This is a genomic window from Limnoglobus roseus (genome assembly GCF_008254045.1).
Taxonomy (GTDB): Bacteria; Planctomycetota; Planctomycetia; order Gemmatales; family Gemmataceae; genus Limnoglobus; species Limnoglobus roseus.
The window spans coordinates 1,833,206-1,854,562 of record NZ_CP042425.1 but is presented as its reverse complement, the minus strand read 5'-3'; the positions used below and the strand labels follow the sequence as shown (position 1 = coordinate 1,854,562).

Genomic DNA, 21,357 nt, shown 5'->3' with positions numbered 1-21,357 from the left:
CATTCACTGAGATTGATTCCGCGTGCTGCAACGGTGCTGCAATGGCGAAGGATAGCCGGTTCAAGTTCACAACGCTGCGGCTCGAAAAGCTGACCTGCCCGGCGGGCAAGACGCACGCCTACTTTTACGACGAAGAAGTCCGCGGGTTGGCCCTGTACGTGGCCGCCACTGGGGCCATGACGTTCTACCTCTCGAAGCGCATCGGCGGCCGGTACACCCGCCTCCGTCTCGGCGCATGGCCGCACGAGTTGAGCATCGACGCCGCCCGACAGGAAGCCCGCAAGGCGTCCGGCGAAGTCGCGAAGGGGAACGACCCGCACCGCGAGAAGCTGGCCGCCCGCGGGGCGATGACGCTCGGCGACCTGTTCGCGCACCACATCGAGATCGCCAAGCAACACAACAAGTCGTGGGAGGGGAACGAGGACCAGTACCGCCTTCACCTCAGCCAGTGGAAGGGCCGGCGCCTCGCGGACATCACGCGGGCCGAGGTGCAAAGTCTGCACGCGCGCGTCGGCAAGAACAGCGGGCGGTACGTGGCGAACCGGGTGCTCGCGCTGCTGCACCACATGTACCGCAAGACGGCCCCGAACCTCGGCTACACCGGCCCCAACCCGGCCGCGGGCGTCGAGAAGTTCAAGGAGAAGTCCCGCGAGCGGTTCCTCAACGCCGAGGAACTCGCACGGTTCTTCGCCTCGTTGGAGATGGAAGCGGAACTCTTCCGCGACTTCTTCGCCATGGCGCTGCTGACCGGGGCACGGCGGGCCAACGTGCAGGGGATGGAGTGGACGCGCATCAACTTCGCGGAAGCGGTGTGGCGCATCCCGGAAACGAAGTCGGGCGAGGCCGTAACAGTCCCGCTCGTCGCCGACGCGCTCGCCATCCTGACCCGGCGGGCCGAGTCGCGCACCGGCCCCTTCGTGTTCGCGTCGCGCGGCAGGACCGGCCACCTCGTCGAGCCGAAGTCGGCGTGGAAGCGCATCGTCGAGCGGGCCGGCCTGGTGGACGTGCGCCTGCACGACCTTCGCCGCACCTTCGGCAGTTGGCAGGCCGCGGCCGGGGTGAGTTTGAACATCATCGGCAAGTCGATGGGGCACAAGAACCAGAGCACGACGGCGATCTACGCGCGGCTCAACGTCCAGCCGGTGCGGGCGGCCGTGACCACGGCGACGGCCGCGATGATGCAGGCGGCGAAGGGGAAAGGGGACGAGAAGAAGAAGGATTGACACCCACAGGCCAACAGGGTCCAAGAAGACGGCGTCCCCGAACTGGCGAAGGCCGTCAAAGACAGAAAGGTCAGCGTGAACGCCGCCGCCGAGGTCACGAAGCTGCCGAGCGCGACGAGAACGGATGCCGTCAGCCGTACACGATGTCGGAGATGGTGTTGATCGGCAAACGGCTGGAGGAGTTGGAGAAGCCGAAGGCGGCAGAGAGAAAAGGCGGCCGGCCAGCCAAGGAAGAAACCGCCGGTAAAAAACCGGCGGTTTCAGAGGGGGATGTTCGCGATAAGGTCGGGGCCGCGATCGGCGTCTCCGGTTCCACCTACGAGAAGGCGAAGCAGGTTGTCGAACAAGGTGCGCAGTCTCTGGTGACGACCGTACACGTCGGGCCATCCACCTTTGACTCGCACTACTCGCGGCCGCCGATGTTTGCGGTGACGCCTTCTGACAATATGTTCGATTTCGGTTGCGAAATAGGGATCAACTTTACTGACGTCGAAAATGCGCATCCACCGACGATTGCCATGTTGGGATTGGCTTTGAGGGGTTCACGAATTGCGCATCTCGTCTAGAGTGCCACCTGGTGTTGATTCACCGAGGGCAAATCGACGAAGGTACAGCATCGGGTTCCGTCTCGCCGGCCAGCGGGATGGTTTGCGGCTGCCCGACTCCGTCGCACTCACCGGCGGCGGGTCGGGTGGTCGACCCGTCTACACGGTGAGAATCCAGAATGAATGCTGTTCGGCAGTTGATCGAAGAATCGAGCAAATCGTGGGTGCCGGTGCCCAGCATCCCAGAGAAACATCGAACACAACTTCCTGAGCCTCCCCTTCGCAACATCGAGTGTGCCGCGAAAGACATCATTGATGCGATCCGCGGTGATAAGTTTGGGATCAATGCCTCTTGCGGAAAACGATCTATTTCCCTGCAAATAGCCACGATTCGGTTGCCCTTGTTTCCTGCTCCACACGCGCAAGGTCTGAGCCAAGAAGACTATCGTTGGGCCGTGCGTCGCATGTTCGAAGGCAGTATCGTGACCTTTGGTGGCCTGCCACCTGATGAAGTGTATTTGCTCGCCGAGGATGCTCTCTGGGATCGATGGCGTGACGACAAACTGTTTGCTGCATCAGCAAACGACTCTCTCCCAGCGAAAGATCAAACCGCACCGCCCACCCAGCCGGACGCACCATTTTTTCCACTCAACACTTGGAACGAACTGTTCAAAGCCTTGAACGGCGACGCCAAGCCGCCCACGTTTAAAAACACGGAAGCGAACCGAAATCGGATTCGTAAATTTCACGACCAGTACGGCGGCCCGATCGTCTTTCCCGGCGGCAAGGGGACTCACCCGGTCGTCTCGAAGGCATCCCTTCTGCAGTGGTGGGCCGAAGTGGCAGAGAAGATCGCGAAGGCGGCCGAGGCCGCCCAGGCGAAGGCCGAGTCCGCGCGGCTGACGGTGGCGTCTACCAGCAACTTCGGCCAGTCGGGGACCGTGGCCCACGACATCGGCGGCTCAGTGAAGCAATCGAAAGCGGGGAGAGCAAAGAAACCCAAAGATACCAAAAGGTAGAAAAGATACCCAAAGGTCGATGACCCGCGCTGCAGGCCATGAGTTTACGGGGAACAACCCGCGAACGAGGGCCGAGCAATGCCAACCGACCTGATCTATCCCGACGACATCGACGCACAACTCAACTGGCCACTCGGTCGGGCATCCCGCCTCGCCCGTGCGGGCAAACTTCCGCACTACCTATTGCCCGACGGGGCCATTCGATTCCGACTCGATGAAGTTGCGTCGTTGGTGCGGCACGTCGTGCCCAAGACCGCAGACCCCTTCGAAACGATTCAGGTTTGCCGTCCCGTCACAGCCTAAGTCTCGTCCCGAGGACCGCTTCCGCACGTACCCACACACCGAATTGAGGACATCCATGACGACCGCCGCCCCACCAGCCAAGCCTATACCCGAACAGCACTTGCTTACCGAGGACGAGGCCGCCAACCTGCTCCGCGTGAAGCCAAACACGTTGGCGACATGGCGGATGAGCGGAAGGTACAACTTGCCGTTCGTTCGCGTTGGCCGTGCGATTCGGTACCGCGCGGCGGACGTGACCGCCTGGGTCGATTCGCGGTGTAGTCCGGGCACAACGAAGAAAACCGCGGGGTGAGATCCCGCGGTTCTCGATTCACACTTCATCAACGTCATTGAGGAGACGAGATGGTCACGAACATCATACCCGACGACGGCCCTGAGTGCAAACGCCCGACCTCGGAACCCGAGACCCCGGCGCTGAGTGTCTCGCTCCACGCGGACGAATCCGACCCCGGGGCACCGCCGACGGTCGTCCTCGCCGGGTGGCTCCCGCGCGACAGCGCCGGCCGCGTGCTCCGGCCCGCCGCTGGTCAGATCGGGACAATGGCCGAGCAACTGGTCAAGGCGGCCGCGCCCCGACCCAAGCCCGATTTCTCGCGGGGCGACGTGGAGCGGCTGCGCCGGCAAGTTGCTTTCTTGCAACGGCACCTCTTCGGGGACGTGCGATGAACGAACCGTCGTACCCGCAGCGGCCGCCGTTCTTCGCGCTGAGGGTCATCCGCCTTATGGTCAAGTCGTGCGTCATGAACACGCACGGCGCGCAAGTCTTCGGGTTGATCGCCGCGGTCGCGGCCACCGAGGACAGCGCGAAGTACAAGCGGGCCGTCACGTTTTACGATTCGCAACTCATGCCGATCGTCGGGGCGAACTCCCGCGACACACTCGCCCGCGTTCGGGAGAAGGCGGTGAAGAGCGGGTGGTTGCACTACGAACCGGGCCGGCGGGCGACCCCCGGCCGGTACTGGACGACGATCCCCGATGACGCGGAAGCCTTCACCGACGCCCCGGTCGACGAGAACCCGGATGAATACGGCGCGGTTGCGGCCGCAACCGTGCGGCAAGAACCGCGCAGCAACCCGGCCGAAAGTGCCATCGAAACCGCGGCGCAATCAGTCCGTATGTGCCGCACTTCCTTACCTTCCCCTGTACCTAACCCTAAAGAAGAGGGCGCGACCCGAAACGGGTCGCTTGATGCTGTCGAGAACGACAAGACGAAGTCGACGAAGTCGACGAAGGCGAAGAACGTCAAGCTGCCGAAGGCGGACGGCTCCGCAGTGCCGGTCCCGGCCGAACTCGACACACCGGCATTCCGCGAGGTGTGGGCCGAGTGGCACGCCCACCGGAGGGGCCTCCGCAAGCCGATCACGGCTATTGCCGCAAACCGGCAGTTCAAGAAGTTGGCCCCGCTCGGACCGACGGCGGCCGCCGAGTGCGTCGCCAAGTCCATCACCAGCGGTTGGTCCGACGTCTTCCCGGAGAAGTTTAATTCCGGCTCAGGAACCCACCGGCCGGGCTACGTTCTGCCCGGTCAGCCGCAGCGGCACGAGATCGCCCCGGCAACTATGCCGTACTGCGTGCCCGACGGGGACGTGGCCCCCACGCCGCCGCTCGCAAGGGGGGAGAAGTTTTGAACGACCTCGACGCCGTTTGTGAGTCGGAGCGCGTCGTGTGCGGGTCCGTGCTCCTCGGGGCGGAGCACGTGGACGCGGCGGCCGCCGTCGTGACGGCCGACGACTTCGCCCACCACGCCACCCGGCTCGTGTTCGAAACCGCCCGCCACCTGTCCGACGCCGGCCGGTGAGCGCCGAGACCGTGTTCGCCGAACTGGTCCGCCTCGGCCGGCGGGACGAGATCGGCGGCCCGCAGTTCCTCGCCGAGTTGTTCGACCGGGCCGGGACCGGGGCCGACCTGTTCTACCACGCCGAGCAGGTGCGCAACGCGGCGATCGTCCGCCGACTGCACCGCCTGGCCGTCGAAATGACGGGCCTGACGCGAACGGCCGGGCAGCCGGCCGCGGACCTGCTTGCCGACTTCGAGCAGAAGCTGTTCGACATCGGCGCGACCGCCGCGAACCGGGGCGACGGCGTCGTGAGCGCGGACGACGCGATCGCGGAAGCGATGGCACGGATCGACGAGCGGCAGACCGCCGGCAAGCCCCGCGGCGTGGGGACCGGGTACGCGGACCTCGACGAGTTGCTCGGCGGGCTGCGGCCGGGGACGCTGACGATCGTGGCCGCGCGGCCGTCCGTCGGCAAAACCGCACTGGCCGCCGGGCTGCTGCTGAACGCGGCCGCGGCGGGAACGCCCGGGCTGTTCATCTCCCTCGAAATGGGCCGCGAGGAAATCGCCGAGCGGCTCCTGGCGATGGTCAGCAACGTGAGCCTGTCGCGGATCAGCGGGACGGACCGGCTGAACGCGAGCGAGGCGAACAAGGTGTGCTCGGTGAAGGTCGGCGGGAACGGCGGCCGGGTGTGGATCGACGACCGGCCCGGCCAGACGGCCGCCCGCATCGCCTCGACGACCCGGCGGGCCGTGCGGCGGCACAACGTGGGGCTGATCGTCGTCGACTACTTGCAACTCGTCCACGCGGAGAACGCTCGCGATCCCCGGCACCTGCAGGTGGGCATGGTGGCCACGCGGCTGAAGGAACTGGCCCGAACCGCGCGGGTCCCCGTAGTCGCGCTCGCCCAACTGAACCGCGAGATCGAGAACCGCACGGACGGGAAGCCGAAGTTGTCGGACCTGCGCGACAGCGGGCAGATCGAGCAGGACGCCGACTCCGTGATCTTGCTGCACCCACAGCCCGCCGACCCGAAGGCGCTGGTTCAGGACGTGGACGCGCTTCTCGAAAAGAACCGGCACGGGCCGCGGGGCGTGGTGCCCCTGCTGTACCGAAGGGCCAACGTCCGGTTCGAACCGCGGACCGTGGAGGGCCGGTGACATGCGCGACGAACCCGACGTGCGGCTCGTCCTCCGCGTCCTGCCCGACCCGCAAGCCGCCCACGGCACGCCCGACCGCGACGGCGACTACCGGCTGAAGTTGCTGCTGAAGATCGCGCTCCGCCAACTCGGCCTGAAGTGCGTCAGCTTGGCCGACGTGAGGGCCGACACCGCCGGCCGCATTGAGGGCGGCCGGAAGGGAGGTTGCGATGATGGATGAGTGACTCTTTGTTCACCTGATAGCACAATGACATTGCGTCGATCGTTAGTTAATGTGTGGAATGAATGAGGGTGCCGGGGCGTTTCCCGGGTCCTTCCCCGGCTTCGATCCCGTGACCCCACAGGGAACAGTCGGAAATAAGCACACACACACTTTGTGACATAAAGACTAGGAGCTTAACGTGTTAGAAACGTGCATGAACCCCGACGTTATCAGCGACCTCGTTCAAATCCTGGGCACCGTCGACGCGACCTTTGCCCCCACCCGCGAGCGGGGAGGAAACCTCCGGACGAACGCGATGCTGGCCCGCCGCGATTTCCGGGAGCAGGGCGTTCAGTACCACGCCGGCGGGGACGCCGCCCGGCGGAAATCGGCCGAACGGCGGCTGTCCGCAATGGAGGACGCCGGCCTGGTGGCCGTCTTCCGCCGCCAGGGCCGCGCCCGCGGCGTCCGGCTGACGCCCGTCGGCGAGGACACCGCCCGCCGCATCGCCGGCCTGCCCGACCTGAGCGAATCGCTGGAAGTGATGGCGATCGTCGCGAAGAACCACCTCGAGCGCGAGCCGAAACTCCTGACCGACCTGTGGGCGGCCGAGGCCGACGTCGTCGGCGTCCCGTGGGGCGGCGAAACCAAGGCGTACGTGATCTTGGAAGAAGAACTCCTCCCGGCCATGGTCGCCGGGTTGATGGTGTGCAACACGACGATCCCGGGGCACGCCTACTACGCCGTCACGCCGGCCGGGTGGGCGGCCCTCGACGACGGGTTCCCCACCCCGGCGGGGGCCGGTGCGTTCGCGCAAGCGGCCCGGGACGAGTACTTCGAAGCGTTCCGCCTGGCCCGGGTGGGGTACGCCGACGCCAAGGTCGCCGCCCTCGGCGAGATCGGGCCGCTCCCCCTCCCGGTGTCGGTCGGGGGGTCGCCCATCGGCCCCCACGGCCTGGGCGTCTGACCGCCGCGTGCTGTCGCGGTTTTCCCCTGCCCGGTACTAGAGAAGGTCGAGATTGCCCCCCTCCGTTCGAACCCGCCCGCCTGCGAGTCCCCCATGAAGTTGATCATCGAGCCCCGCGACCGAGCGTTCATCGCCGCCTTCCTGGGTGCCGTCGACGGCACCTTCGCCCCGGTCCGGGCGGACGACGCCACCCGGGCCCGCGCCGCCCAGGCCGAGTACCGCCGGCACGGTCTACCGTGGGAGGCGGCCGGCACGCCCGAAGAGCAGACCGAGGCCCGGCGGCGGCTGGTCCGGTTGAACGAGATGGCCGTCCTCGCGGTGACGTTCGTCGACGCCTCGCGCGTCCGCGTCCGCCTGCCCGACGCCACCGAGGACGAGGCCCGCAAGGTCGTCACCCGCGGCACCGGCCTCCAGGCGGGGCGGGCGTTCCTCGCCGTGCTCGCGGACGCCGGCGAATGGATTGCCGAGCGGAAGCTCGCCCGCCAAGCCGGGCTGTCCGGCGCCACCGGCCGGGGGACGATCGAGGCCCTCGCGTGGCCGGGCCTGATTCGCGGCTGGGTCGAGTGCCGGGCGGCCGACGGGCGGGTCGACTACCGGGCCACGGCCGCCGGGCGCGACGCGGCCGCAACGCCCATGCCGGCCGAGCGGAAACTCCCGCCCGCCGACCTGCGATCCCCCACCGCGACCGCGGCCCGGGCCGCGCACCTCGGCGCGTACGCCGCCGTGGTCCAAATGCTCCAACACCACAACACCCACAACACCACACACGGAGAGAAGACCCATGGCTAACAGCGGCAGCAATTCGGGCGGCGGGGGCGGGGCCGGCGGGATCATGGCCGGCAAGGCGTTCGTCGAACTGTACGTGAAGAACAACTTGGTCGCCGGCCTGAACAAGGCCCGCGACGACATGGACGCCTTCGGCCGGCGGATCGCCCGGACCGGCGCGGCGCTCGTCGGCGTCGGTGCCGCGGCGGCGGCCGGGTTCGGCGCGGCGGCGACCCGAACGCTCAACGACCTGGCGAAACAGGGCGCGATCGCCGACGCCTTCGGCCTGACGGCGGAGCAGTTCTCCGGCATTGCCGGGGTTGCCAAGACGGCCGGCGAGGACGTTCGCGAGTTCACCGAGAGCCTCGTCACGCTCGGGAAGCTCGCGACGGACGCCGCCAACGGGACGGAGGATGCGTCGAAGGCGTTCGCCGCGATGGGCCTCAACGCGCAGTCGTTTCTCAAGGTCCGGATCGACGAGAAATTCTTCAAGATCTTCGAGGCCATCAACAAGGTGTCCGACCCGGGGGAGCGGGTCCGGTTGCTCATGAAGGCGTTCGGCGAGGACGGCGGGAAGTACCTCCTGCCCCTGCTCAGCAAGACGCCGGACCAACTGCGGGCGATGGCCAAGGCGTTCGAAATCAGTTCGCGGGACACGAAGGCGGCGACGGAGGCGAGCGCGGCCTACAGCGAAGCGGGCGCGGAGATCAAGAAGGTCTGGGACTCGGTCGCCATCACGTTCGCGCCGGTCGCCAAGAGCATCGCCGAGGCGATCCGTTCCGCGTCGTCCTCGCTCAACGCCTACGTGAAGGAGAACCAAAATTTCGTGATCGGTGCCGGCGTGGCCGTCGCCGGGGTGACGGCGCTCGGCGTCGGCATGGTGGCCGTCGGCCCGGCCATCATGGGCGTGACCGGCGCGTGGACGCTGATGACCGGCGTGGTGTCCACCGGGGCCGCGGTGATGGGCGGCGTCACGTCGGCCCTACTGTCGCCGATCGTGGCGATCGCCGCCGGCGGGGTGGCGTGGCTGGCCTTCACGGACAAGGGGCGGTCCGCCATGGGCGGGATCGCCGGGGCGGTACAAGATTCCCTACAACCGACCCTCGACAACCTGAAGGCGGGCTGGTCGTCAGTCGTGAAGGCGGTCGGCCGCGGCGACTTCGCGAGCGCTTTCAAGGTGGGGACCGCGGCCCTGAAAGTCGAGTGGGTCCGCCTCACGAACTTCATGGAGAAAACGTGGGCGGACCTCAACAGCAAGTTGCAGATCCAGTGGACGGCTTCTTCGTCCGTCATCAGCGGCGTCCTGGAAAAGCTCGGCAAAAAATTCGGCTTCATCATTCAACCGCCGCCGGCCCCGCCCGGCGACCGGCTTCAACAGGGCGGGAACAAGCCCCAGACCATCGTCGCCCCCAAGCGGCAGGGGGTGGCGGAAAAGTTCGGCGAGAACTTCCTGGCCGGCTTCCTCGCGGGCCCGGCGGTCTTCTGGCGGGAGAACGTCGTCCCGAAGCTCGGCGGCGTGATCGCCGACGCGCAGGGCGGCCTTGGGGACGTCGCGGACAAGGCGGCCGATGACATCGCCAAGAACGCGAAGCAGGCCGCCGACGCCGCCAAGAAGGCCGAGGCCGAGCGGGCGAAGAAACTGAAGGAGGCCGAGGACAAGGCCGCGGTGGCCCGGTTCATCCCGAAGGTCCAGGGTCAAGTCGCCGACCTGTCGAAGTGGCTCGGCGGCGGGTGGTCGGAGGCGAAGCGACTGCTGACGCCCGACAACTTCCCCGTCGACGTGCAGGAAAAAATGGCCGGCATCCGCGGCGTGTTCGGCGGCGATGCGTTCCAAGGCATCTTCGGGAATGGTAGCGGCCCCATGCAGCAACTCGCCGACAAGGCCGGCAAGACGAACAACCTGCTGTCGGACATCCTCAACGCTATCACGAGGCAGGGGATCGGCGTGAACCCGGAGACGGGCCTACTAATGTTCACGTCGGGGAAGTGACGACGATGGCCGGGGGCGTTGGCCCACTGTTTCGGCGGGCCTCATCGCCGGTAACAGTGGGGGACTGCTCGCGCCCCGTTACGGTCGCCCGTCTGGTGTCGCTGGTCATTTGGTCCTCGTGCTTTGGGGTGACGGTTTCGTTCGTCGAGATCGTGCCTCAAGTTTGGCCATCGCCTCATCAGCCCGGCGGTTCCAGTCCCGCATGGACATCGTCTCCGCGGCGGCCTGTCGCTCCTTCGGCAGCGACGATTCCGGGATCTTCCAGCACACGCCGCCGGGGGTGATGAACGCCCCGGCGAGCTTGCCGGCCTTGCACCACCGGATCGCCGTCTTCGTCGTCACGCCGCACCGGGCCGCGAACTGGCGGGGTGTCAGTAGGGCGTCGAGCGCGACCAACGGCCCGACGGCGGCCTGGGCGATGGTGCTCGACTTCGCCGTCACCGATCTGCGGTTCTTCGGCGCGAGGCTGCCTCTGCTCATTTGATCCTCGCGATTTCTGCGCGGGCGGCGGCCGCTCGCTGTTGTCGTTGCCGAAGCGTTTCCGTCGGCACGGGCGACGGGTGAAGACTCGCGGGGACGGCGGCCAACGGAATGCGTCAGTCCCCGCGGCTGTTGATCCGCACCGCCCCTGGCACGCGGCCGACCTTGCACCACGTGGCGGCCGTGCGGGTCGTGATCCCCATCATGTCCGCGTACTCGGAGAGCGTGAGAGGGGGAACGATCGGCCCTGGCGTCGGCATGGGGACGGACCTCCTGTCGGTCGTGGTCATCATCACGCGCGACGGGGTGAGGGGCAAGCGGCAACAGGCTCACCGACGGGGACTGGCCGAGCAAACGGTCAAGGTGTTGTGGCCCAATGTATCGCTGAACTCGGCGTCTGCGTTATAGCACGCCGCTCACAAGACACCCTCATCCATTTGCGAATGTGGTGCAACGGCTCGCGGTCAGACGGTTGGTTACTTTAGGGTGTAGATCATCACCGTCGTTGGGTTCTTGCGCGTGTTGAAGAACTTCTCAAGGTCGGCAACCGTTTCGACTTTTTCCGGTAGGACGCCATTCTTCGAGTTTACTGTCGTCTTGTCCGCGTCGAGGACATGGTCTGATTTGGTAGTCAGCTTCTCGATGATACCTGAGTGGATCGGGATTGCCTCCGAGTTCCTCCAAACGAGGACATCGCCGGCGTGCGCGTCGGCCGGGTCGATCGGTTTATAAAACTTCTCAAGAATCAAACTCGCCCCGTCGTTGGTCGGCGACATCTTGTTTGCCGCGTAGCCGCCGAACGTCAGGCCGTGGCAGGAGTACGAATACCTCTCGCCGAGATTGGGCGTGGTAGACTTCCAGCAGCGGATCTTGATCTCATTCCCGATCGCGTCCTTTCCGATCGGCACGTCAAAAAGTTTGGCCCGAATTTTCTTTACGGTCTCGTCGGTCGAGTCTGTGAACACCTCAATGCCTTTCGACTCGCCGGTCGGAGGCTCATCCCGGGGGAAGGCCAACCCCACCGCCAGCACGAATACCGCAGCCGCCGCAACACCTCTTGATGCCATGACTAAGCCCTCTTGCACTGTCGGACGCCGAACAAAGTATTACTTTGCGCCGCGGTGCGATAACACCGGCACAACATTGGACCCCACCGGCGGCCGTGGGTCAAGACCATGGAAAATGATGTTTGACTGCACGAACCAACCGAGTTGGCACCATTGCAGAGAGAGCATCCGGTCAACGGGCGGCCGGGTCCGGTGCCATGCTTGGTTCGGCGGCCGGGGCACCGGGCAGGCCGCGCCGCCGGACCTCCGCCCGAACTGCCTCGACCGTCGGGAAGGCTGCCCCCGACCGTCGCAGGAACGCGCGGCAAGCCTCATGAACCGCCGGGTCGCCGTCGGAGATACAGGTGATCAGCAAGTCGGCCCGCTCCGGCGACCAAATGCAAAACCGCTCGGCGGCCAAGAAGCAGTGCTCGGTCGGGACGTGCCCGCCGGTGAGCCACCACAGTGCGGCCTCCGCCTCGGTTCTGGGTGGGGGTGGCACCGGCTCCCGTAAGCGAGCCTCCGCGAGTTGTCGGCGGAACCGCTTGTTCCGGGCACGCTTCCCCACCCCGAAGCCCTCCGCCGCCGAAAAGTGGATTGTTCCGTGCCGGCGCATGATAACACCGGCACGACATTGGACCCCGCCGGCGGCCGCAAGTCAAGAATCTGGGGGACGAACCGGCGCGTTGCTGAGTGGGAAGAAGGTCAGCCGCTTGACGCTCGCCCTCGGCCGCGAGGATGCACGCTCACGCAAATGCCTCCGCCTCTTTCACTATTCCGCCTTCCCCTGATGACGACCGACAATGCCCCGCCGCGACGACGCGAACAGCTCCCCGCTTGCCATCTTCCCACCGGGTGCTTAGCGTGACTTCACCCCCGGCCCGCCTCGTTCGCCTGGAGTCCGTCATGCGTCACGCGATCGCATCTACCGCCGCCTTTGCCGCCCTTGCCGTTTTTACCCCCGTCGCGACCGCCGCCGACCCGTTACTCCCAAAGCCGGGGCAGGTCGTGGTTGATGTCGACCGGGGCGACGTCATCCTCTCGGCCGACGTTCAGATCCCCAAGGGCAAGGCGTGCATTGATGCGTACGGGGAGCGCATCCAGGCGTTCGTCGGCACCGTCCGGGCGGACGGCCGGTCGGCGAAGATGGCCGAGTACTTCGTGTTCCTGGTCGATGCCCCGGCCGAGGATGTGCACGCCGGGATGACCAAGGTCGGGTGCAAGCCGAAGGCCCACATGAGCATGGCGGACGGGAAGGAGCGGTCCGGGTGGGCACCGGCCGGCGGTCCGGCCTTCTTGGACGGCGACCCGGTGGCCCTGTCGGTGTTCTGGAAGCAAGGTGAGAAGTGGGTCGAGCGGCCGTACGAGAGTTTCGTGACCGAGCGAGTTATGGTTGACGGGAAGCCGGTCGAGAAGCCGTGGACGCCGCACTTCGTGTACCACGGGAGCGGGGCGATCCACAAGTCCGGGACGGGGTGCATCGCGTGCCCGTGCGACTGCCCCGGCGGGCTGATCGCGGACAACCGGAACCCGATCTACGACCCGAAGCCGACGGTCAAGTTCGACACGAGTAAGGCCCCGCCGACCGGGACCGCGGTGTACATCCGATTGCGTCCGACGGTGACGCGCGAGTAAACCGCTGCCCTTGCCCTACGGTCGTGCCTCACCCCTTCCCGAGCACGCCATCGACGACCCAGCACCCGCGGGCGTGCGGCCCGTCGCCCCGGCAGTGGCTCAACACGTCCACATCCTCGCACCCGGCGTCCTGCAGCGCATCCGCGAGGATCGGCAGGCGGTCGAAGGCGCGGTCGGCGTAGATGCCTCCTGCGAGGCCGACAACGGTCGGCGTGAGCCACGACGGGGAAAAGGTGACGGGGCGGAACGGGTTGCCGAAGATGTCGCGCATAATCGCCGCGATCATGTCCTCCCGCCCCCAATCTGCCTCAAGCACAGCCTTTGTCGTTTCCCATTCGGAAGCTAGCCCGGGTTGGGAAGCAACAAGTACAGCACCCGCGGCTATATAGTTGTGATTCTCGCCGGGCAGTTCTAATGCGGTCGCGGCCTGCTCGCAGCAGTCCCGGAGTTCGCTCTCGGACGCCCCGCCATCTGCAAATCGTTCGGCGACCTCTACCGCCTCACGACTCGCTTCGTCGAGTAGATCAGCCCAGCAGAGTCGGCAGCACGCCACACAATAGAGCCGTAGCATCCGCGCAGTTGCCCCGGGCGGCAGAGACGCCAACATCGTCATCGGTTCCGTCCCCGCCAGCCACTCCGCTTCCGTCATCGCTCGCCCTCAGTGGTCCGGGTATGGTACCGGGCGAAGGGCGCGAAAGAACGCGAAGCGGCGTTACGCCCGCGCGGCCAATTCTGCCAGCACAACCGCCCAGGTGTCCACGATTGGCGGCAGGAGCGTTACCCACGTGTTGCCACTGTCCTCCACGGCGACGGCGGACTGGATGAAGAGCCAGCGTTCCGGCCCGCCCGTCACCCGCGACGACCGTCTGCCCCGCCGCGAAGCCGAGCGTGTCCGAGGGCGTCACGATTCGCATCCGGCAGTACCGTCGGTGCGGCACGCGGATGCGGACCAGCAAGAAGCGGGCGCCGGGGTGAATGAAACTACTTCAGGTTGTTGGCCTTCTTGAGTTCGCCGATCTTCTTGTCGAGGTTGCTCACGGCGGTCTGCGTGGCCGCCTTCTCGGCGGCGACCGTCGTGCGCACGCCGCCGAGGTCGGCCATGCTGGCGGAATTCTTCTTCAGCGCCTCGACTTCTTTGCCCAGGGCCTCGCAGCGGGCCGACAGGGCCATCACCTTGGCTTCGGCCCCTTTGAGTTGCGTCAGCGCGACGGCGTACCTCCCCCGCTCTTCGCCCAGCATCGTCAAGAGTTTGCTGTACCTGGCTTCCGCCCTCTTCTCGGCCGCGTCCAGGAGCTTCTCGAACGCGGTGGCTTGCCGTTGCCCGACAATCTCCAATTCCTTGTACTTTCCCGCGATCATTTCATCCACGTCTGCTTCGGTGAGAGTCGTCCCAGGCATTACTAACTCCGCGATTGGGTCGGGTGAACGGCCGCCACTGTCTACCTACCGCCCGGCCGACGAACTGGACATGAATTCCGATAGAAATTCCCCACGCCGCGAGGCTGGCCCGCCCCACTGGCCCGCGATCTCGCCGCCGGACGAAAGTGCGGGCGGCGACAGGGGCCGGGAAACGCGATTTTAGAGCGATGGAGAGGAGTTAGCCGAGCAAGGAGTCAGCATGCGGCCGGGTCCGGTGCATCGCCTGGTTCGGCGTGCCTTTACTCCGCGGCGACCTTGCCCGCGGCGATGGCCCGCACGATGTTGTACGCCGCCGCCCCGGCGAGGCTGCACCGCTCGCGGTCATACCCCGAGTACGAGAAGCGGACCTCGAGCGGGTGCAGGCTCGTGCCGCACTCGCCGTTGGCCCGGTCCGTGCCGGCCAGAACCGCGGCCCGCATCGCCTCATCAGTCGGACGGCCGTACACCGGGCACACTTCGATGGCGGACACGAACGGGTCGGCGATTCGCTCGTCGGCGAGGTCGAGCAGGAGCAGCAGGTCTTGCGGCCCGGTCGTGATCCGGGTGACGAAGTAGTGCCCGTTCCGGCCGACGCTATCCACCGCCGAAGCCCTCTTCCGCCGAACAGAGTATTGGCCAGCGCCGGCGCAGGATAACACCGGCACGACATTGGACCCGGCCGGCGAGCGCAAGTCAAGGCGCTATCGTCCCCGCCCGTCGCCCGGTATCACCGAGGGCGGGCGATGACGGAGGGGGCTTGGCTTGGCTTGACTCGACCTCATCGAATGTTGAGGCACGTTGAAGCAGTCGCTACTGAACGAAGGCTGCGGTTGCTCATGGTGGCCTGCCACCGCTGGAGCTTCCCCTTTCAAGTCCCGGAAGCAGAGGTGGTTCTGCGAGCGGTCGAACGAGTGGCAGACGGGCTTGAGACAGCGGAGGACGTTACAAGGCTCGATGCTCTGCCGGTATGGGACCGAAGGACTTGGAATGGAGTCCCAGGGCAAGCCGTAACCGTCGTTAGCCTGGCAGGGCGATTCCCGCTCCATGGGTCGAATGAGATCGAGCGAGTGGCCCAGTGCGATTTGATCCGCGACATCTTCGGCAACCCGTTCCGCCCCGTCACCTTTTCCCCGTCGTGGCTCACGCCGACCGTTGTCGGCCTCGCAGGAGGCATCTACGCCGACCGCGCCTTCGACCGCCTGCCGATCCTCGCGGATGCGCTGCAGGACGCCGGGTGCGAGGATGTGGACGTGTTGAGCCACTGCCGGGGCGACGGGCCGCACGCCCGCGGGTGCTGGGTCGTCGATGGCGTGCTCGGGAAGGGGTGAGGCGAGGAGACCTGTCAAGATACTCAGGCAACGGCCGAAGTGTCGACACTATGACATCTGCGACAGTAGCAGGCAGACGGTTGTCGAATTTTCCGGCACACGGACACAATGTTCCGACAATTCTAATTGCACGGATCGGAGTGGTGGTCTAGGTTCTTACGTCTCGGGCTCGCCCGGCCTCGGAGATTGGGTCGCATCCGGCGGCCAATCGTTCCGCACACGTACGACTACCTGGAGTTGGGCATGAAGAGTTTGATGCGCAAGGCGGTTTCGTTTCTGAAGAAGGAAGACGGCCCGACGGCGGTCGAGTACGCGGTCATGTTGGCCCTCATCATTGTGGTGTGCATCGCCGCCATCACTGCCCTCGGCAGCACCGCCAGCCAGACCTTCAGCTACGTCAACGGCCAAGTCGCCGCTGGCAACGGCGCGAGCTAACGACAGCCCGAGCACCCCTGGAAACGTTCGACGCCCCGGCCGATTGGTCGGGGCGTCTTCGTTGATGGCGGCTTGGGAACTGGCCGGCGGTCACTTCACCCCGTGGCGGCCGGTGCCGAACCAGAACAGCACGCCGGCCAACAGTATGACGACGGCGACGAGGACGGGCATGGCAGGGTTACCCATTCTCCTTCGGGAAGATCGTGTTCACCATGGCGCTGCGGCGGGGGCCGGAAGAAAAATTTCCACCGGCTTGTCACACCCGCCCGGCCCGCGACTAGGTACGGGTGCGGGCCACGGCCGAACTCCCGGCCACGCCCGCACCCGGAGGAGAACCGATGCCCACGAGTAAGGACCCCAAGCCCGCGAGTAAAGACCCCAAGCCCACCGGGTACCTCGATTTGGGCGACGGCGGAATCCGAGGCGAGAGCAAGGACGCCGACCACAAGCAGTGGATCGAGGTCCGGGCCTACGGGTACGGGCCGGGCGGTCGGTCCGCGGTCGGGACGATCAAGTCGGGGAGGAACGTGACCACGTCGATGACCGTCTTCGTCCCGACGGGCGACCAGACGAGCCCCGTGTTCATGGCGTACCACCTCGGCACCATCATCCCCAAGGCCGCCCTGGAGGTCATGATCGACGAGGGCGGCGAGCGGACGCGGTCGGTACGAATCGACCTCAAGAACGTCACCGTGTCCGGCTGGCAGTCGAGCCGGGGGCGGGACGCCTACACGCTCGACTTCTCCTCGATGTCGCAGACGGTCGGGCCGCCCCAGTCGGAAATGCCGGAGTCGTCCTTCCCGCCGGACCGGGCGATGTACGACCTGTCGGTCGGGCTCGACAGGGGGTATTGACCGGCCGGTGTGGGCATCGCGCCGGCGATGTCAACCGTCGTTCTGCCCTTGTTCCCAGCATACGGAGAACACTCGGCACGGGACGCCGACCCCGGCCGCCAGCCGCACGACCAGCCCCCACGACGGGGATCGCTTGTTCTTCCCGGCCTCGAATCGGCGGATCGTCGCCAGCGGGACGCCCGTCTTGTCGGCGAGTTCCTGTTGCGTCAGTCCGGACTCGGCGCGAAGGGCGGACAATTTCTCGGCGAACGTGGGCGCGGTCACTTCTGTCTTGCCCTTCGCTGTGACCGCTGGTGCCTCATGCCACTCATCGGATCGCGGCCATCCGCCGGGACGCCGCCGCCTCGCGCTCGGCCCGCTCGCGCAGTGTCTCGCACCGCTCCGCCGGGATGTTGAGCCGTTGCAGGAACGCGATCACCGAGGACTCGGGAATTCGCCGGTGCCCGCCCGCGGTGCGGATGGTGCCGGGGAAGCGGCCGGCGTCGCAATAGTCCGCTAGGGTCGTCAGGTGAACCCCACACATCGCGGCCACCTGCGATGGCCTCAAGTACTTTTCCACGGCGGTTAGTGTCGGCATCGCGGCGTCCCTTCCTGGTTTGCGTTCCGCGGCATCATCACGCGCAGGAATGTGGCGGTCAAGGTGCGGTGGGAAATGGAAACGCCCCGGATGGTCGGGGCGTCGTGAGTCGAAAGTAAGAGAGCCGTCACTTCTTCTTCGGGGCGGGCGACTTCCCATTGTCGTCGATGTCTTCTTCCCACGGAGCCAACGGGACTGACACGCCGGCCGCCTCCGCCTTTTCTTTCAAGTTCCGAATGACGTACCACAGAATAGGGCGACCATCCTTCGACGCCAATTTAACCGCCACTTCATGCCACTCCGGAGGCAAGAGGATTGCCTGCCGCTTCCGCGTGTCCTTCGTCTTTTTGGGCTTTTTCCGTTCCATTGTGAGCATGGTACAACCCGTTGCGTTGAAATGCGATACGCAAATAATACCCGGATATTCAACGGTAATCAATCGTAATCCTTGGATATCCATTGACGCATCGGATATCCAAGGATAATATCTGGATCACGCGGAACAACCGCCGTAGTCCGAACTCGCTTCACGTACTCACCGCCTCTTCTATCACCCGCGCGCCGGGCCGGTCGAAGGTGCGCCCTCACCCGGAAAGGATTCCCCATGTACACCGACCGCATTCTCTCCAGCCTGTTGCGTAAGGAACTTCGCCTTCGCGAGTCAGCCGCCCGTGTTGCCGCCGACGACCTGGACGCGGCTTCCGCCCTCACCGCCGAGGCGAACGAGTACGAGCGGCGGGCGAAGCATCTAGCCGATCTGCTCGCGCTCGCCGAAGAGCACGAGCGGGACGCGGCCCGGATGACGACCTCGATTCCGGTCGGGGCTGTTGACCGGCTCCGCGAGGCCGAGTACCTTCGCGGGAAGGCCAAGCTCGTCACCGACCACCCTCCGCCGACACGCTGATCCTCGCAGGGAATGCGGGCCGCCCGCGCGGCGGAAGGGGCAAGACGCCCCACGATTCACCCCACCAACTCCCCGAACAGCGGCAACCGCGGGTCGCACCGCGGCGGGGGACTCGCGCGCCGTCGCAGGGGAATGGCGCGTGTTACCAGAAGGAATCGACCCATGTGCCAGAGCAGACCCAGGAAGTTGTACACCGACGGCCTCCGGCCGCTGTACGCCCACGAGACGTTCATCGACTACACCGCGAACGGGTTCACTGTGAAACAGCCCCAGGACCAATCGGGGGAGCCGGACACCCCGGTGACGAAGGCGGCCGCCCGCGAGTGCCACCGCTGGCGGTTCAACGAGTTCGACGTGAAGGCCCCCGGCGACCGGCTGGCCCGGGCCGCCTTGTTGCTGGTGACCGGGCGGCGGATGGAGAAGGACGTCCGCGGGCAGGACGTCTTGCGCCTCGTCGAGTTGGTAAGCAAGTTGCGCGAGATCGCCGAGCGGGTTTGCTTTGACCACGCCCGCAGTTGCGACTGCCCGACGTGCGTCCACTTGCTGGCGTTGGACGAGGCCCGGCCCGGCCTCGCCGCCTTCGTGTGGGCCGGCATCGAGGGCCTGCCCGCCGCCCTCGGCGCTCTCAGCCAGGGCCTCAGTTTGAACCTCGGCCGCCGGCGGGAGAGGAAACAGAGTAAGGCCGCCCGGGACCGCGAGTGCGAGCAGCGGCACTGGGAGGTGGCCAACCGCCCCGAGCTTCGGTTCGTCCCCGCGAGCCAACTCCTGCCCGCGGCGAAGGCGACGACGGCCCTAAAGTCCCGCTGACGGCCGTCCCGGTGGCCGGGGCGTTCCCGGCCGCCTTCCCCTCGTTCCTCAGAAGGCTGACATGAAATCGAACACGCTCCGCGGGCTGAAGTACAGACACCGCGACTTCGCTTACATCGTCCGGGACGCCGACCGCCTTTGCCGCCGGCTCCGGGAGTTCGGTTGGTCGCCCGACCACGAAGAGATTCTGTTCAAAATGCTGCGCCGCACTGAAGTGCCCGGGGAAGAACGAATCGCCTTGGAAGGCATCGTTCAGAATCTTTCGGACGCCGTCTTCTCGACCGCGTTCGCGTTGCAGCAGTTCGGTAACGTGATGGCGAAGGACTACGGCGGCCTGAAGTGGTTCGAAGCAACGAAGGAGGCCCATGCCGATGTGTAGCCCCTCGATCCCGCTTTACCGTCGCCCCGACCTCCGCCAGCGTGCCGCCGAGCTTCGCGCCCAAGGCTTGAAGTACGTCGAGATCGCGAAGGTCGTCGGCGGGTCGGTCGCTCTCGTGCAGCGGCTGCTCGCCCCGATGCCGCCGTTGATCGAGACTCTGCCGAGGCCGATGTGGTGCCGCCACTGCGGACGGGCGAAGGTCAACCGGCCGAAGGGACTCTGTTGGACCTGCTCGATGAGTCCCGCCATCCGCGAGCGGTACGGCCCGATTTCGCCGAACGGGCGGCGCGGCGTGCCGGCCCCTCGCGGCAACCGACCTAAGGCCGAGCCGACCACCGCCACGCCGGGCAGCGATGCGAAGATCGAGGTGTTGGCGCAGCGGGCCGAGCGGGGTGAGCGGCTGTGGCACCCGCGCGACCACCAGGCCGAGGGGTCGGCGAAGCGGGTCGAAGTCCGCGTCTGCCGTGTGGCGATCCAGAGCCGATGACGTACCCAACCTGCCCGCACGGATGCGGGTAGTGATGGTCTTTGACAACTCGGTGACGCGGCTACGGGGCGACAAAGGCCGCACGGAATCGCTGATAATTTCTTTTACAATGGTGACGCCCCGAGTACCCTGATGGGCTGCGGCAGTCGGTCTCTCGTCCGGAATGAGTCGCGGATCGAGTCGGCCCCCATAGCGGTGGCGTGTCGAACGCGGCGAACCACAGGATTTCTTACATGGCAGTCGATGCGTACATCTGGTTCAACGCCGCCCAAGGCGCCGCCACCCTCTCGCCGAAGGGCGAAACGACCGACCAAGTGTTCAGCGGGCTGAACGCTTTCGACCTGAAGGACTTCAGCTTCTCGGTCGAAAACAAGTCGACGGTCGGGTCGGCGACCGGCGGGGCCGGGGGCGGCCGGATCGAGTTCAAGGAGTTCGAAATCAAGAAGCCGACGGACGCGGCGTCGCCGATGTTCTTTCGCAACTGTGCCGCCGGGATGCACTACGACGTCGTGTCGATTGCCATCCGCAAGTCGGGCGGGGCGGCCGGTGCGAAGACGGCACTGTCCGGCAAGCCGTACCTGGTGTTCCACTTCGGGATGGTGTTCACGACGAAGATCGGGTGGAGCGGGCCGGGCGACGAAGGCCCGTCCGAGTCGATCACGTTCAGCTACGGCGAACTCAAGATCATGTACTACCCGCAGAAGGCCGACGGTACCATGGACACGCAAGCCAAGATCGCGGAGTGGAGCCAACTCAAGAACCTCAACAAGTTCTCCGCCACGCCGACCGGGTTTGCGAAGTAGCCCTCAGAGGGGTGTGTCGCGAGGGTTCGCCGGTGACGCCGGCCAACCCACAAGTTCGCGGCCCGCTCGCCCGGATCAGATTGGTTGCCGGGCGCGGACTGCGGCGGTTAGCCCGAGACATTGCTGGGCAGGCACTCGCCGCGTACCACGACTGCGGCCGGGAGTAGGTTGGCCGAACCCCGTCGTCGGGACCGCGGGCGGGCGGCAGGTGCAGGATATCGCGCCATCGCCGTGGGTCAGGGGTAGAATTGTTCGCTGGCTTCACAGGAGGGA

General features: G+C 66.2%; 33 protein-coding genes. 23 read left to right on the top strand and 10 right to left on the bottom strand.

Annotated features, from left to right (window positions below; all coding sequences use genetic code 11):
- Positions 1-41 precede the first annotated feature (41 nt).
- The 13 genes from PX52LOC_RS07675 (at position 42) to PX52LOC_RS07615 (ending at position 9,951) form a co-directional block, all read left to right on the top strand.
- Complete coding sequence (locus PX52LOC_RS07675) at positions 42-1,223, top strand: tyrosine-type recombinase/integrase (RefSeq protein WP_149109536.1); 1,182 nt, start codon at positions 42-44, stop codon at positions 1,221-1,223.
- Between the two features lie 152 nt (positions 1,224-1,375).
- A complete protein-coding gene (locus PX52LOC_RS07670) occupies positions 1,376-1,789 on the top strand; it encodes a hypothetical protein (RefSeq protein ID WP_149109535.1) in 414 nt (137 codons plus the stop codon).
- Positions 1,790-1,947: 158 nt separating this feature from the next.
- Positions 1,948-2,787: a hypothetical protein gene (locus PX52LOC_RS07665; RefSeq protein ID WP_149109534.1), complete on the top strand. Its 840-nt coding sequence runs from the start codon at positions 1,948-1,950 to the stop codon at positions 2,785-2,787.
- A gap of 78 nt (positions 2,788-2,865) precedes the next feature.
- Complete coding sequence (locus PX52LOC_RS07660) at positions 2,866-3,090, top strand: hypothetical protein (RefSeq protein ID WP_149109533.1); 225 nt, start codon at positions 2,866-2,868, stop codon at positions 3,088-3,090.
- 55 nt (positions 3,091-3,145) lie between these two features.
- Positions 3,146-3,382, top strand: coding sequence for a helix-turn-helix domain-containing protein (locus PX52LOC_RS07655; RefSeq protein ID WP_149109532.1), 237 nt, complete (start codon positions 3,146-3,148; stop codon positions 3,380-3,382).
- A 50-nt stretch (positions 3,383-3,432) separates the two neighbouring features.
- Entirely contained in the window at positions 3,433-3,756 is a 324-nt protein-coding gene (locus tag PX52LOC_RS07650) for a hypothetical protein (RefSeq protein ID WP_149109531.1), read from the top strand.
- A complete protein-coding gene (locus PX52LOC_RS07645) occupies positions 3,753-4,718 on the top strand; it encodes a hypothetical protein (protein WP_149109530.1) in 966 nt (321 codons plus the stop codon). The genes PX52LOC_RS07650 and PX52LOC_RS07645 overlap by 4 nt, the downstream gene beginning before the upstream one ends.
- Entirely contained in the window at positions 4,715-4,888 is a 174-nt protein-coding gene (locus PX52LOC_RS07640) for a DnaB-like helicase N-terminal domain-containing protein (protein ID WP_168218859.1), read from the top strand. Before PX52LOC_RS07645 ends, PX52LOC_RS07640 begins: the two co-directional genes overlap by 4 nt.
- On the top strand, positions 4,885-6,027 hold the full coding sequence (locus PX52LOC_RS07635; RefSeq protein ID WP_149109528.1) for a replicative DNA helicase: 1,143 nt from the start codon (positions 4,885-4,887) through the stop codon (positions 6,025-6,027). Before PX52LOC_RS07640 ends, PX52LOC_RS07635 begins: the two co-directional genes overlap by 4 nt.
- A gap of 1 nt (position 6,028) precedes the next feature.
- Positions 6,029-6,247, top strand: a complete 219-nt coding sequence (locus tag PX52LOC_RS07630) for a hypothetical protein (protein WP_149109527.1) — start codon at positions 6,029-6,031, stop codon at positions 6,245-6,247.
- Positions 6,248-6,443: 196 nt separating this feature from the next.
- Complete coding sequence (locus tag PX52LOC_RS07625) at positions 6,444-7,196, top strand: hypothetical protein (protein WP_149109526.1); 753 nt, start codon at positions 6,444-6,446, stop codon at positions 7,194-7,196.
- Positions 7,197-7,289: 93 nt separating this feature from the next.
- A complete protein-coding gene (locus PX52LOC_RS40305) occupies positions 7,290-7,985 on the top strand; it encodes a hypothetical protein (RefSeq protein ID WP_168218858.1) in 696 nt (231 codons plus the stop codon).
- A complete protein-coding gene (locus PX52LOC_RS07615; RefSeq protein ID WP_149109525.1) occupies positions 7,978-9,951 on the top strand; it encodes a phage tail tape measure protein in 1,974 nt (657 codons plus the stop codon). The genes PX52LOC_RS40305 and PX52LOC_RS07615 overlap by 8 nt, the downstream gene beginning before the upstream one ends.
- Positions 9,952-10,056: 105 nt before the next feature.
- Here the strand turns inward: PX52LOC_RS07615 and PX52LOC_RS07610 are convergent, their stop codons facing one another.
- On the bottom strand, positions 10,057-10,431 hold the full coding sequence (locus tag PX52LOC_RS07610; RefSeq protein ID WP_149109524.1) for a helix-turn-helix domain-containing protein: 375 nt from the start codon (positions 10,429-10,431) through the stop codon (positions 10,057-10,059).
- Positions 10,432-10,542: 111 nt separating this feature from the next.
- Here PX52LOC_RS07610 and PX52LOC_RS07605 point away from each other — a divergent pair, with 111 nt between their 5' ends.
- Positions 10,543-10,839, top strand: a complete 297-nt coding sequence (locus PX52LOC_RS07605; protein ID WP_149109523.1) for a hypothetical protein — start codon at positions 10,543-10,545, stop codon at positions 10,837-10,839.
- A gap of 68 nt (positions 10,840-10,907) precedes the next feature.
- Here PX52LOC_RS07605 and PX52LOC_RS07600 read toward each other — a convergent pair whose 3' ends face one another.
- Together PX52LOC_RS07600 and PX52LOC_RS07595 are read right to left on the bottom strand one after the other, a co-directional pair.
- Positions 10,908-11,516 carry a hypothetical protein gene (locus PX52LOC_RS07600; RefSeq protein ID WP_149109522.1) on the bottom strand — a complete coding sequence of 203 codons (609 nt, stop codon included), beginning with the start codon at positions 11,514-11,516 and terminating at the stop codon, positions 10,908-10,910.
- 154 nt (positions 11,517-11,670) lie between these two features.
- Entirely contained in the window at positions 11,671-12,045 is a 375-nt protein-coding gene (locus PX52LOC_RS07595; protein WP_149109521.1) for a hypothetical protein, read from the bottom strand.
- A gap of 338 nt (positions 12,046-12,383) precedes the next feature.
- Between PX52LOC_RS07595 and PX52LOC_RS07590 the strand changes: the two genes are divergently transcribed.
- The gene (locus PX52LOC_RS07590; protein WP_149109520.1) at positions 12,384-13,112 is read left to right on the top strand and encodes a YdjY domain-containing protein; all 729 of its coding nucleotides are present in this window, start codon (positions 12,384-12,386) and stop codon (positions 13,110-13,112) included.
- 28 nt (positions 13,113-13,140) lie between these two features.
- Here the strand turns inward: PX52LOC_RS07590 and PX52LOC_RS42350 are convergent, their stop codons facing one another.
- The 4 genes from PX52LOC_RS42350 to PX52LOC_RS07575 all read right to left on the bottom strand — a co-directional run bounded on the left by PX52LOC_RS42350 (position 13,141) and on the right by PX52LOC_RS07575 (position 15,112).
- The gene (locus PX52LOC_RS42350) at positions 13,141-13,761 is read right to left on the bottom strand and encodes a hypothetical protein (RefSeq protein ID WP_246173670.1); all 621 of its coding nucleotides are present in this window, start codon (positions 13,759-13,761) and stop codon (positions 13,141-13,143) included.
- 63 nt (positions 13,762-13,824) lie between these two features.
- Complete coding sequence (locus PX52LOC_RS40300) at positions 13,825-13,965, bottom strand: hypothetical protein (RefSeq protein ID WP_168218857.1); 141 nt, start codon at positions 13,963-13,965, stop codon at positions 13,825-13,827.
- 128 nt (positions 13,966-14,093) lie between these two features.
- Complete coding sequence (locus PX52LOC_RS07580) at positions 14,094-14,510, bottom strand: hypothetical protein (RefSeq protein WP_149109519.1); 417 nt, start codon at positions 14,508-14,510, stop codon at positions 14,094-14,096.
- Positions 14,511-14,770: 260 nt separating this feature from the next.
- Positions 14,771-15,112 (bottom strand): hypothetical protein, encoded by a 342-nt coding sequence (locus tag PX52LOC_RS07575; RefSeq protein ID WP_149109518.1) that lies wholly within the window; start codon positions 15,110-15,112, stop codon positions 14,771-14,773.
- A gap of 465 nt (positions 15,113-15,577) precedes the next feature.
- Here PX52LOC_RS07575 and PX52LOC_RS07570 point away from each other — a divergent pair, with 465 nt between their 5' ends.
- The 3 genes from PX52LOC_RS07570 to PX52LOC_RS07560 all read left to right on the top strand — a co-directional run bounded on the left by PX52LOC_RS07570 (position 15,578) and on the right by PX52LOC_RS07560 (position 17,127).
- Positions 15,578-15,838: a hypothetical protein gene (locus PX52LOC_RS07570; RefSeq protein ID WP_246173669.1), complete on the top strand. Its 261-nt coding sequence runs from the start codon at positions 15,578-15,580 to the stop codon at positions 15,836-15,838.
- 243 nt (positions 15,839-16,081) lie between these two features.
- A complete protein-coding gene (locus PX52LOC_RS07565) occupies positions 16,082-16,273 on the top strand; it encodes a Flp family type IVb pilin (RefSeq protein WP_149109517.1) in 192 nt (63 codons plus the stop codon).
- A 338-nt stretch (positions 16,274-16,611) separates the two neighbouring features.
- Positions 16,612-17,127 carry a type VI secretion system tube protein Hcp gene (locus PX52LOC_RS07560; RefSeq protein ID WP_149109516.1) on the top strand — a complete coding sequence of 172 codons (516 nt, stop codon included), beginning with the start codon at positions 16,612-16,614 and terminating at the stop codon, positions 17,125-17,127.
- Positions 17,128-17,157: 30 nt separating this feature from the next.
- On the opposite strand, the gene PX52LOC_RS07555 is transcribed toward PX52LOC_RS07560, so the two are convergent.
- The 3 genes from PX52LOC_RS07555 to PX52LOC_RS07545 form a co-directional block, all read right to left on the bottom strand.
- On the bottom strand, positions 17,158-17,391 hold the full coding sequence (locus PX52LOC_RS07555) for a helix-turn-helix transcriptional regulator (RefSeq protein ID WP_149109515.1): 234 nt from the start codon (positions 17,389-17,391) through the stop codon (positions 17,158-17,160).
- A gap of 43 nt (positions 17,392-17,434) precedes the next feature.
- Positions 17,435-17,704: a helix-turn-helix domain-containing protein gene (locus PX52LOC_RS40295; RefSeq protein WP_168218856.1), complete on the bottom strand. Its 270-nt coding sequence runs from the start codon at positions 17,702-17,704 to the stop codon at positions 17,435-17,437.
- A gap of 127 nt (positions 17,705-17,831) precedes the next feature.
- The gene (locus PX52LOC_RS07545) at positions 17,832-18,143 is read right to left on the bottom strand and encodes a hypothetical protein (RefSeq protein ID WP_149109513.1); all 312 of its coding nucleotides are present in this window, start codon (positions 18,141-18,143) and stop codon (positions 17,832-17,834) included.
- Between the two features lie 165 nt (positions 18,144-18,308).
- Between PX52LOC_RS07545 and PX52LOC_RS07540 the strand changes: the two genes are divergently transcribed.
- The 5 genes from PX52LOC_RS07540 (at position 18,309) to PX52LOC_RS07520 (ending at position 21,084) form a co-directional block, all read left to right on the top strand.
- Positions 18,309-18,608, top strand: a complete 300-nt coding sequence (locus tag PX52LOC_RS07540; protein WP_149109512.1) for a hypothetical protein — start codon at positions 18,309-18,311, stop codon at positions 18,606-18,608.
- A 162-nt stretch (positions 18,609-18,770) separates the two neighbouring features.
- On the top strand, positions 18,771-19,415 hold the full coding sequence (locus tag PX52LOC_RS07535; protein WP_149109511.1) for a hypothetical protein: 645 nt from the start codon (positions 18,771-18,773) through the stop codon (positions 19,413-19,415).
- Between the two features lie 61 nt (positions 19,416-19,476).
- Positions 19,477-19,794 carry a hypothetical protein gene (locus PX52LOC_RS07530; RefSeq protein ID WP_149109510.1) on the top strand — a complete coding sequence of 106 codons (318 nt, stop codon included), beginning with the start codon at positions 19,477-19,479 and terminating at the stop codon, positions 19,792-19,794.
- A complete protein-coding gene (locus tag PX52LOC_RS41600; RefSeq protein WP_178132543.1) occupies positions 19,781-20,281 on the top strand; it encodes a hypothetical protein in 501 nt (166 codons plus the stop codon). Before PX52LOC_RS07530 ends, PX52LOC_RS41600 begins: the two co-directional genes overlap by 14 nt.
- Before the next feature lie 233 nt (positions 20,282-20,514).
- Complete coding sequence (locus tag PX52LOC_RS07520) at positions 20,515-21,084, top strand: type VI secretion system tube protein Hcp (RefSeq protein ID WP_149109509.1); 570 nt, start codon at positions 20,515-20,517, stop codon at positions 21,082-21,084.
- Positions 21,085-21,357 lie beyond the last annotated feature (273 nt).

Bases quoted from the DNA above. Each gene is read 5' to 3' on its own strand.
- PX52LOC_RS07675 (WP_149109536.1), top strand. From the start codon at position 42: ATGGCGAAGGATAGCCGGTTCAAGTTCACAACGCTGCGGCTCGAAAAG.
- PX52LOC_RS07670 (WP_149109535.1), top strand. From the start codon at position 1,376: ATGGTGTTGATCGGCAAACGGCTGGAGGAGTTGGAGAAGCCGAAGGCG.
- PX52LOC_RS07665 (WP_149109534.1), top strand. From the start codon at position 1,948: ATGAATGCTGTTCGGCAGTTGATCGAAGAATCGAGCAAATCGTGGGTG.
- PX52LOC_RS07660 (WP_149109533.1), top strand. From the start codon at position 2,866: ATGCCAACCGACCTGATCTATCCCGACGACATCGACGCACAACTCAAC.
- PX52LOC_RS07655 (WP_149109532.1), top strand. From the start codon at position 3,146: ATGACGACCGCCGCCCCACCAGCCAAGCCTATACCCGAACAGCACTTG.
- PX52LOC_RS07650 (WP_149109531.1), top strand. From the start codon at position 3,433: ATGGTCACGAACATCATACCCGACGACGGCCCTGAGTGCAAACGCCCG.
- PX52LOC_RS07645 (WP_149109530.1), top strand. From the start codon at position 3,753: ATGAACGAACCGTCGTACCCGCAGCGGCCGCCGTTCTTCGCGCTGAGG.
- PX52LOC_RS07630 (WP_149109527.1), top strand. From the start codon at position 6,029: ATGCGCGACGAACCCGACGTGCGGCTCGTCCTCCGCGTCCTGCCCGAC.
- PX52LOC_RS07625 (WP_149109526.1), top strand. From the start codon at position 6,444: ATGAACCCCGACGTTATCAGCGACCTCGTTCAAATCCTGGGCACCGTC.
- PX52LOC_RS40305 (WP_168218858.1), top strand. From the start codon at position 7,290: ATGAAGTTGATCATCGAGCCCCGCGACCGAGCGTTCATCGCCGCCTTC.
- PX52LOC_RS07615 (WP_149109525.1), top strand. From the start codon at position 7,978: ATGGCTAACAGCGGCAGCAATTCGGGCGGCGGGGGCGGGGCCGGCGGG.
- PX52LOC_RS07610 (WP_149109524.1), bottom strand. From the start codon at position 10,431: ATGAGCAGAGGCAGCCTCGCGCCGAAGAACCGCAGATCGGTGACGGCG.
- PX52LOC_RS07605 (WP_149109523.1), top strand. From the start codon at position 10,543: ATGCGTCAGTCCCCGCGGCTGTTGATCCGCACCGCCCCTGGCACGCGG.
- PX52LOC_RS07590 (WP_149109520.1), top strand. From the start codon at position 12,384: ATGCGTCACGCGATCGCATCTACCGCCGCCTTTGCCGCCCTTGCCGTT.
- PX52LOC_RS42350 (WP_246173670.1), bottom strand. From the start codon at position 13,761: ATGACGGAAGCGGAGTGGCTGGCGGGGACGGAACCGATGACGATGTTG.
- PX52LOC_RS07580 (WP_149109519.1), bottom strand. From the start codon at position 14,510: ATGCCTGGGACGACTCTCACCGAAGCAGACGTGGATGAAATGATCGCG.
- PX52LOC_RS07565 (WP_149109517.1), top strand. From the start codon at position 16,082: ATGAAGAGTTTGATGCGCAAGGCGGTTTCGTTTCTGAAGAAGGAAGAC.
- PX52LOC_RS07560 (WP_149109516.1), top strand. From the start codon at position 16,612: ATGCCCACGAGTAAGGACCCCAAGCCCGCGAGTAAAGACCCCAAGCCC.
- PX52LOC_RS40295 (WP_168218856.1), bottom strand. From the start codon at position 17,704: ATGCCGACACTAACCGCCGTGGAAAAGTACTTGAGGCCATCGCAGGTG.
- PX52LOC_RS07540 (WP_149109512.1), top strand. From the start codon at position 18,309: ATGTACACCGACCGCATTCTCTCCAGCCTGTTGCGTAAGGAACTTCGC.
- PX52LOC_RS07535 (WP_149109511.1), top strand. From the start codon at position 18,771: ATGTGCCAGAGCAGACCCAGGAAGTTGTACACCGACGGCCTCCGGCCG.
- PX52LOC_RS07530 (WP_149109510.1), top strand. From the start codon at position 19,477: ATGAAATCGAACACGCTCCGCGGGCTGAAGTACAGACACCGCGACTTC.
- PX52LOC_RS41600 (WP_178132543.1), top strand. From the start codon at position 19,781: ATGCCGATGTGTAGCCCCTCGATCCCGCTTTACCGTCGCCCCGACCTC.
- PX52LOC_RS07520 (WP_149109509.1), top strand. From the start codon at position 20,515: ATGGCAGTCGATGCGTACATCTGGTTCAACGCCGCCCAAGGCGCCGCC.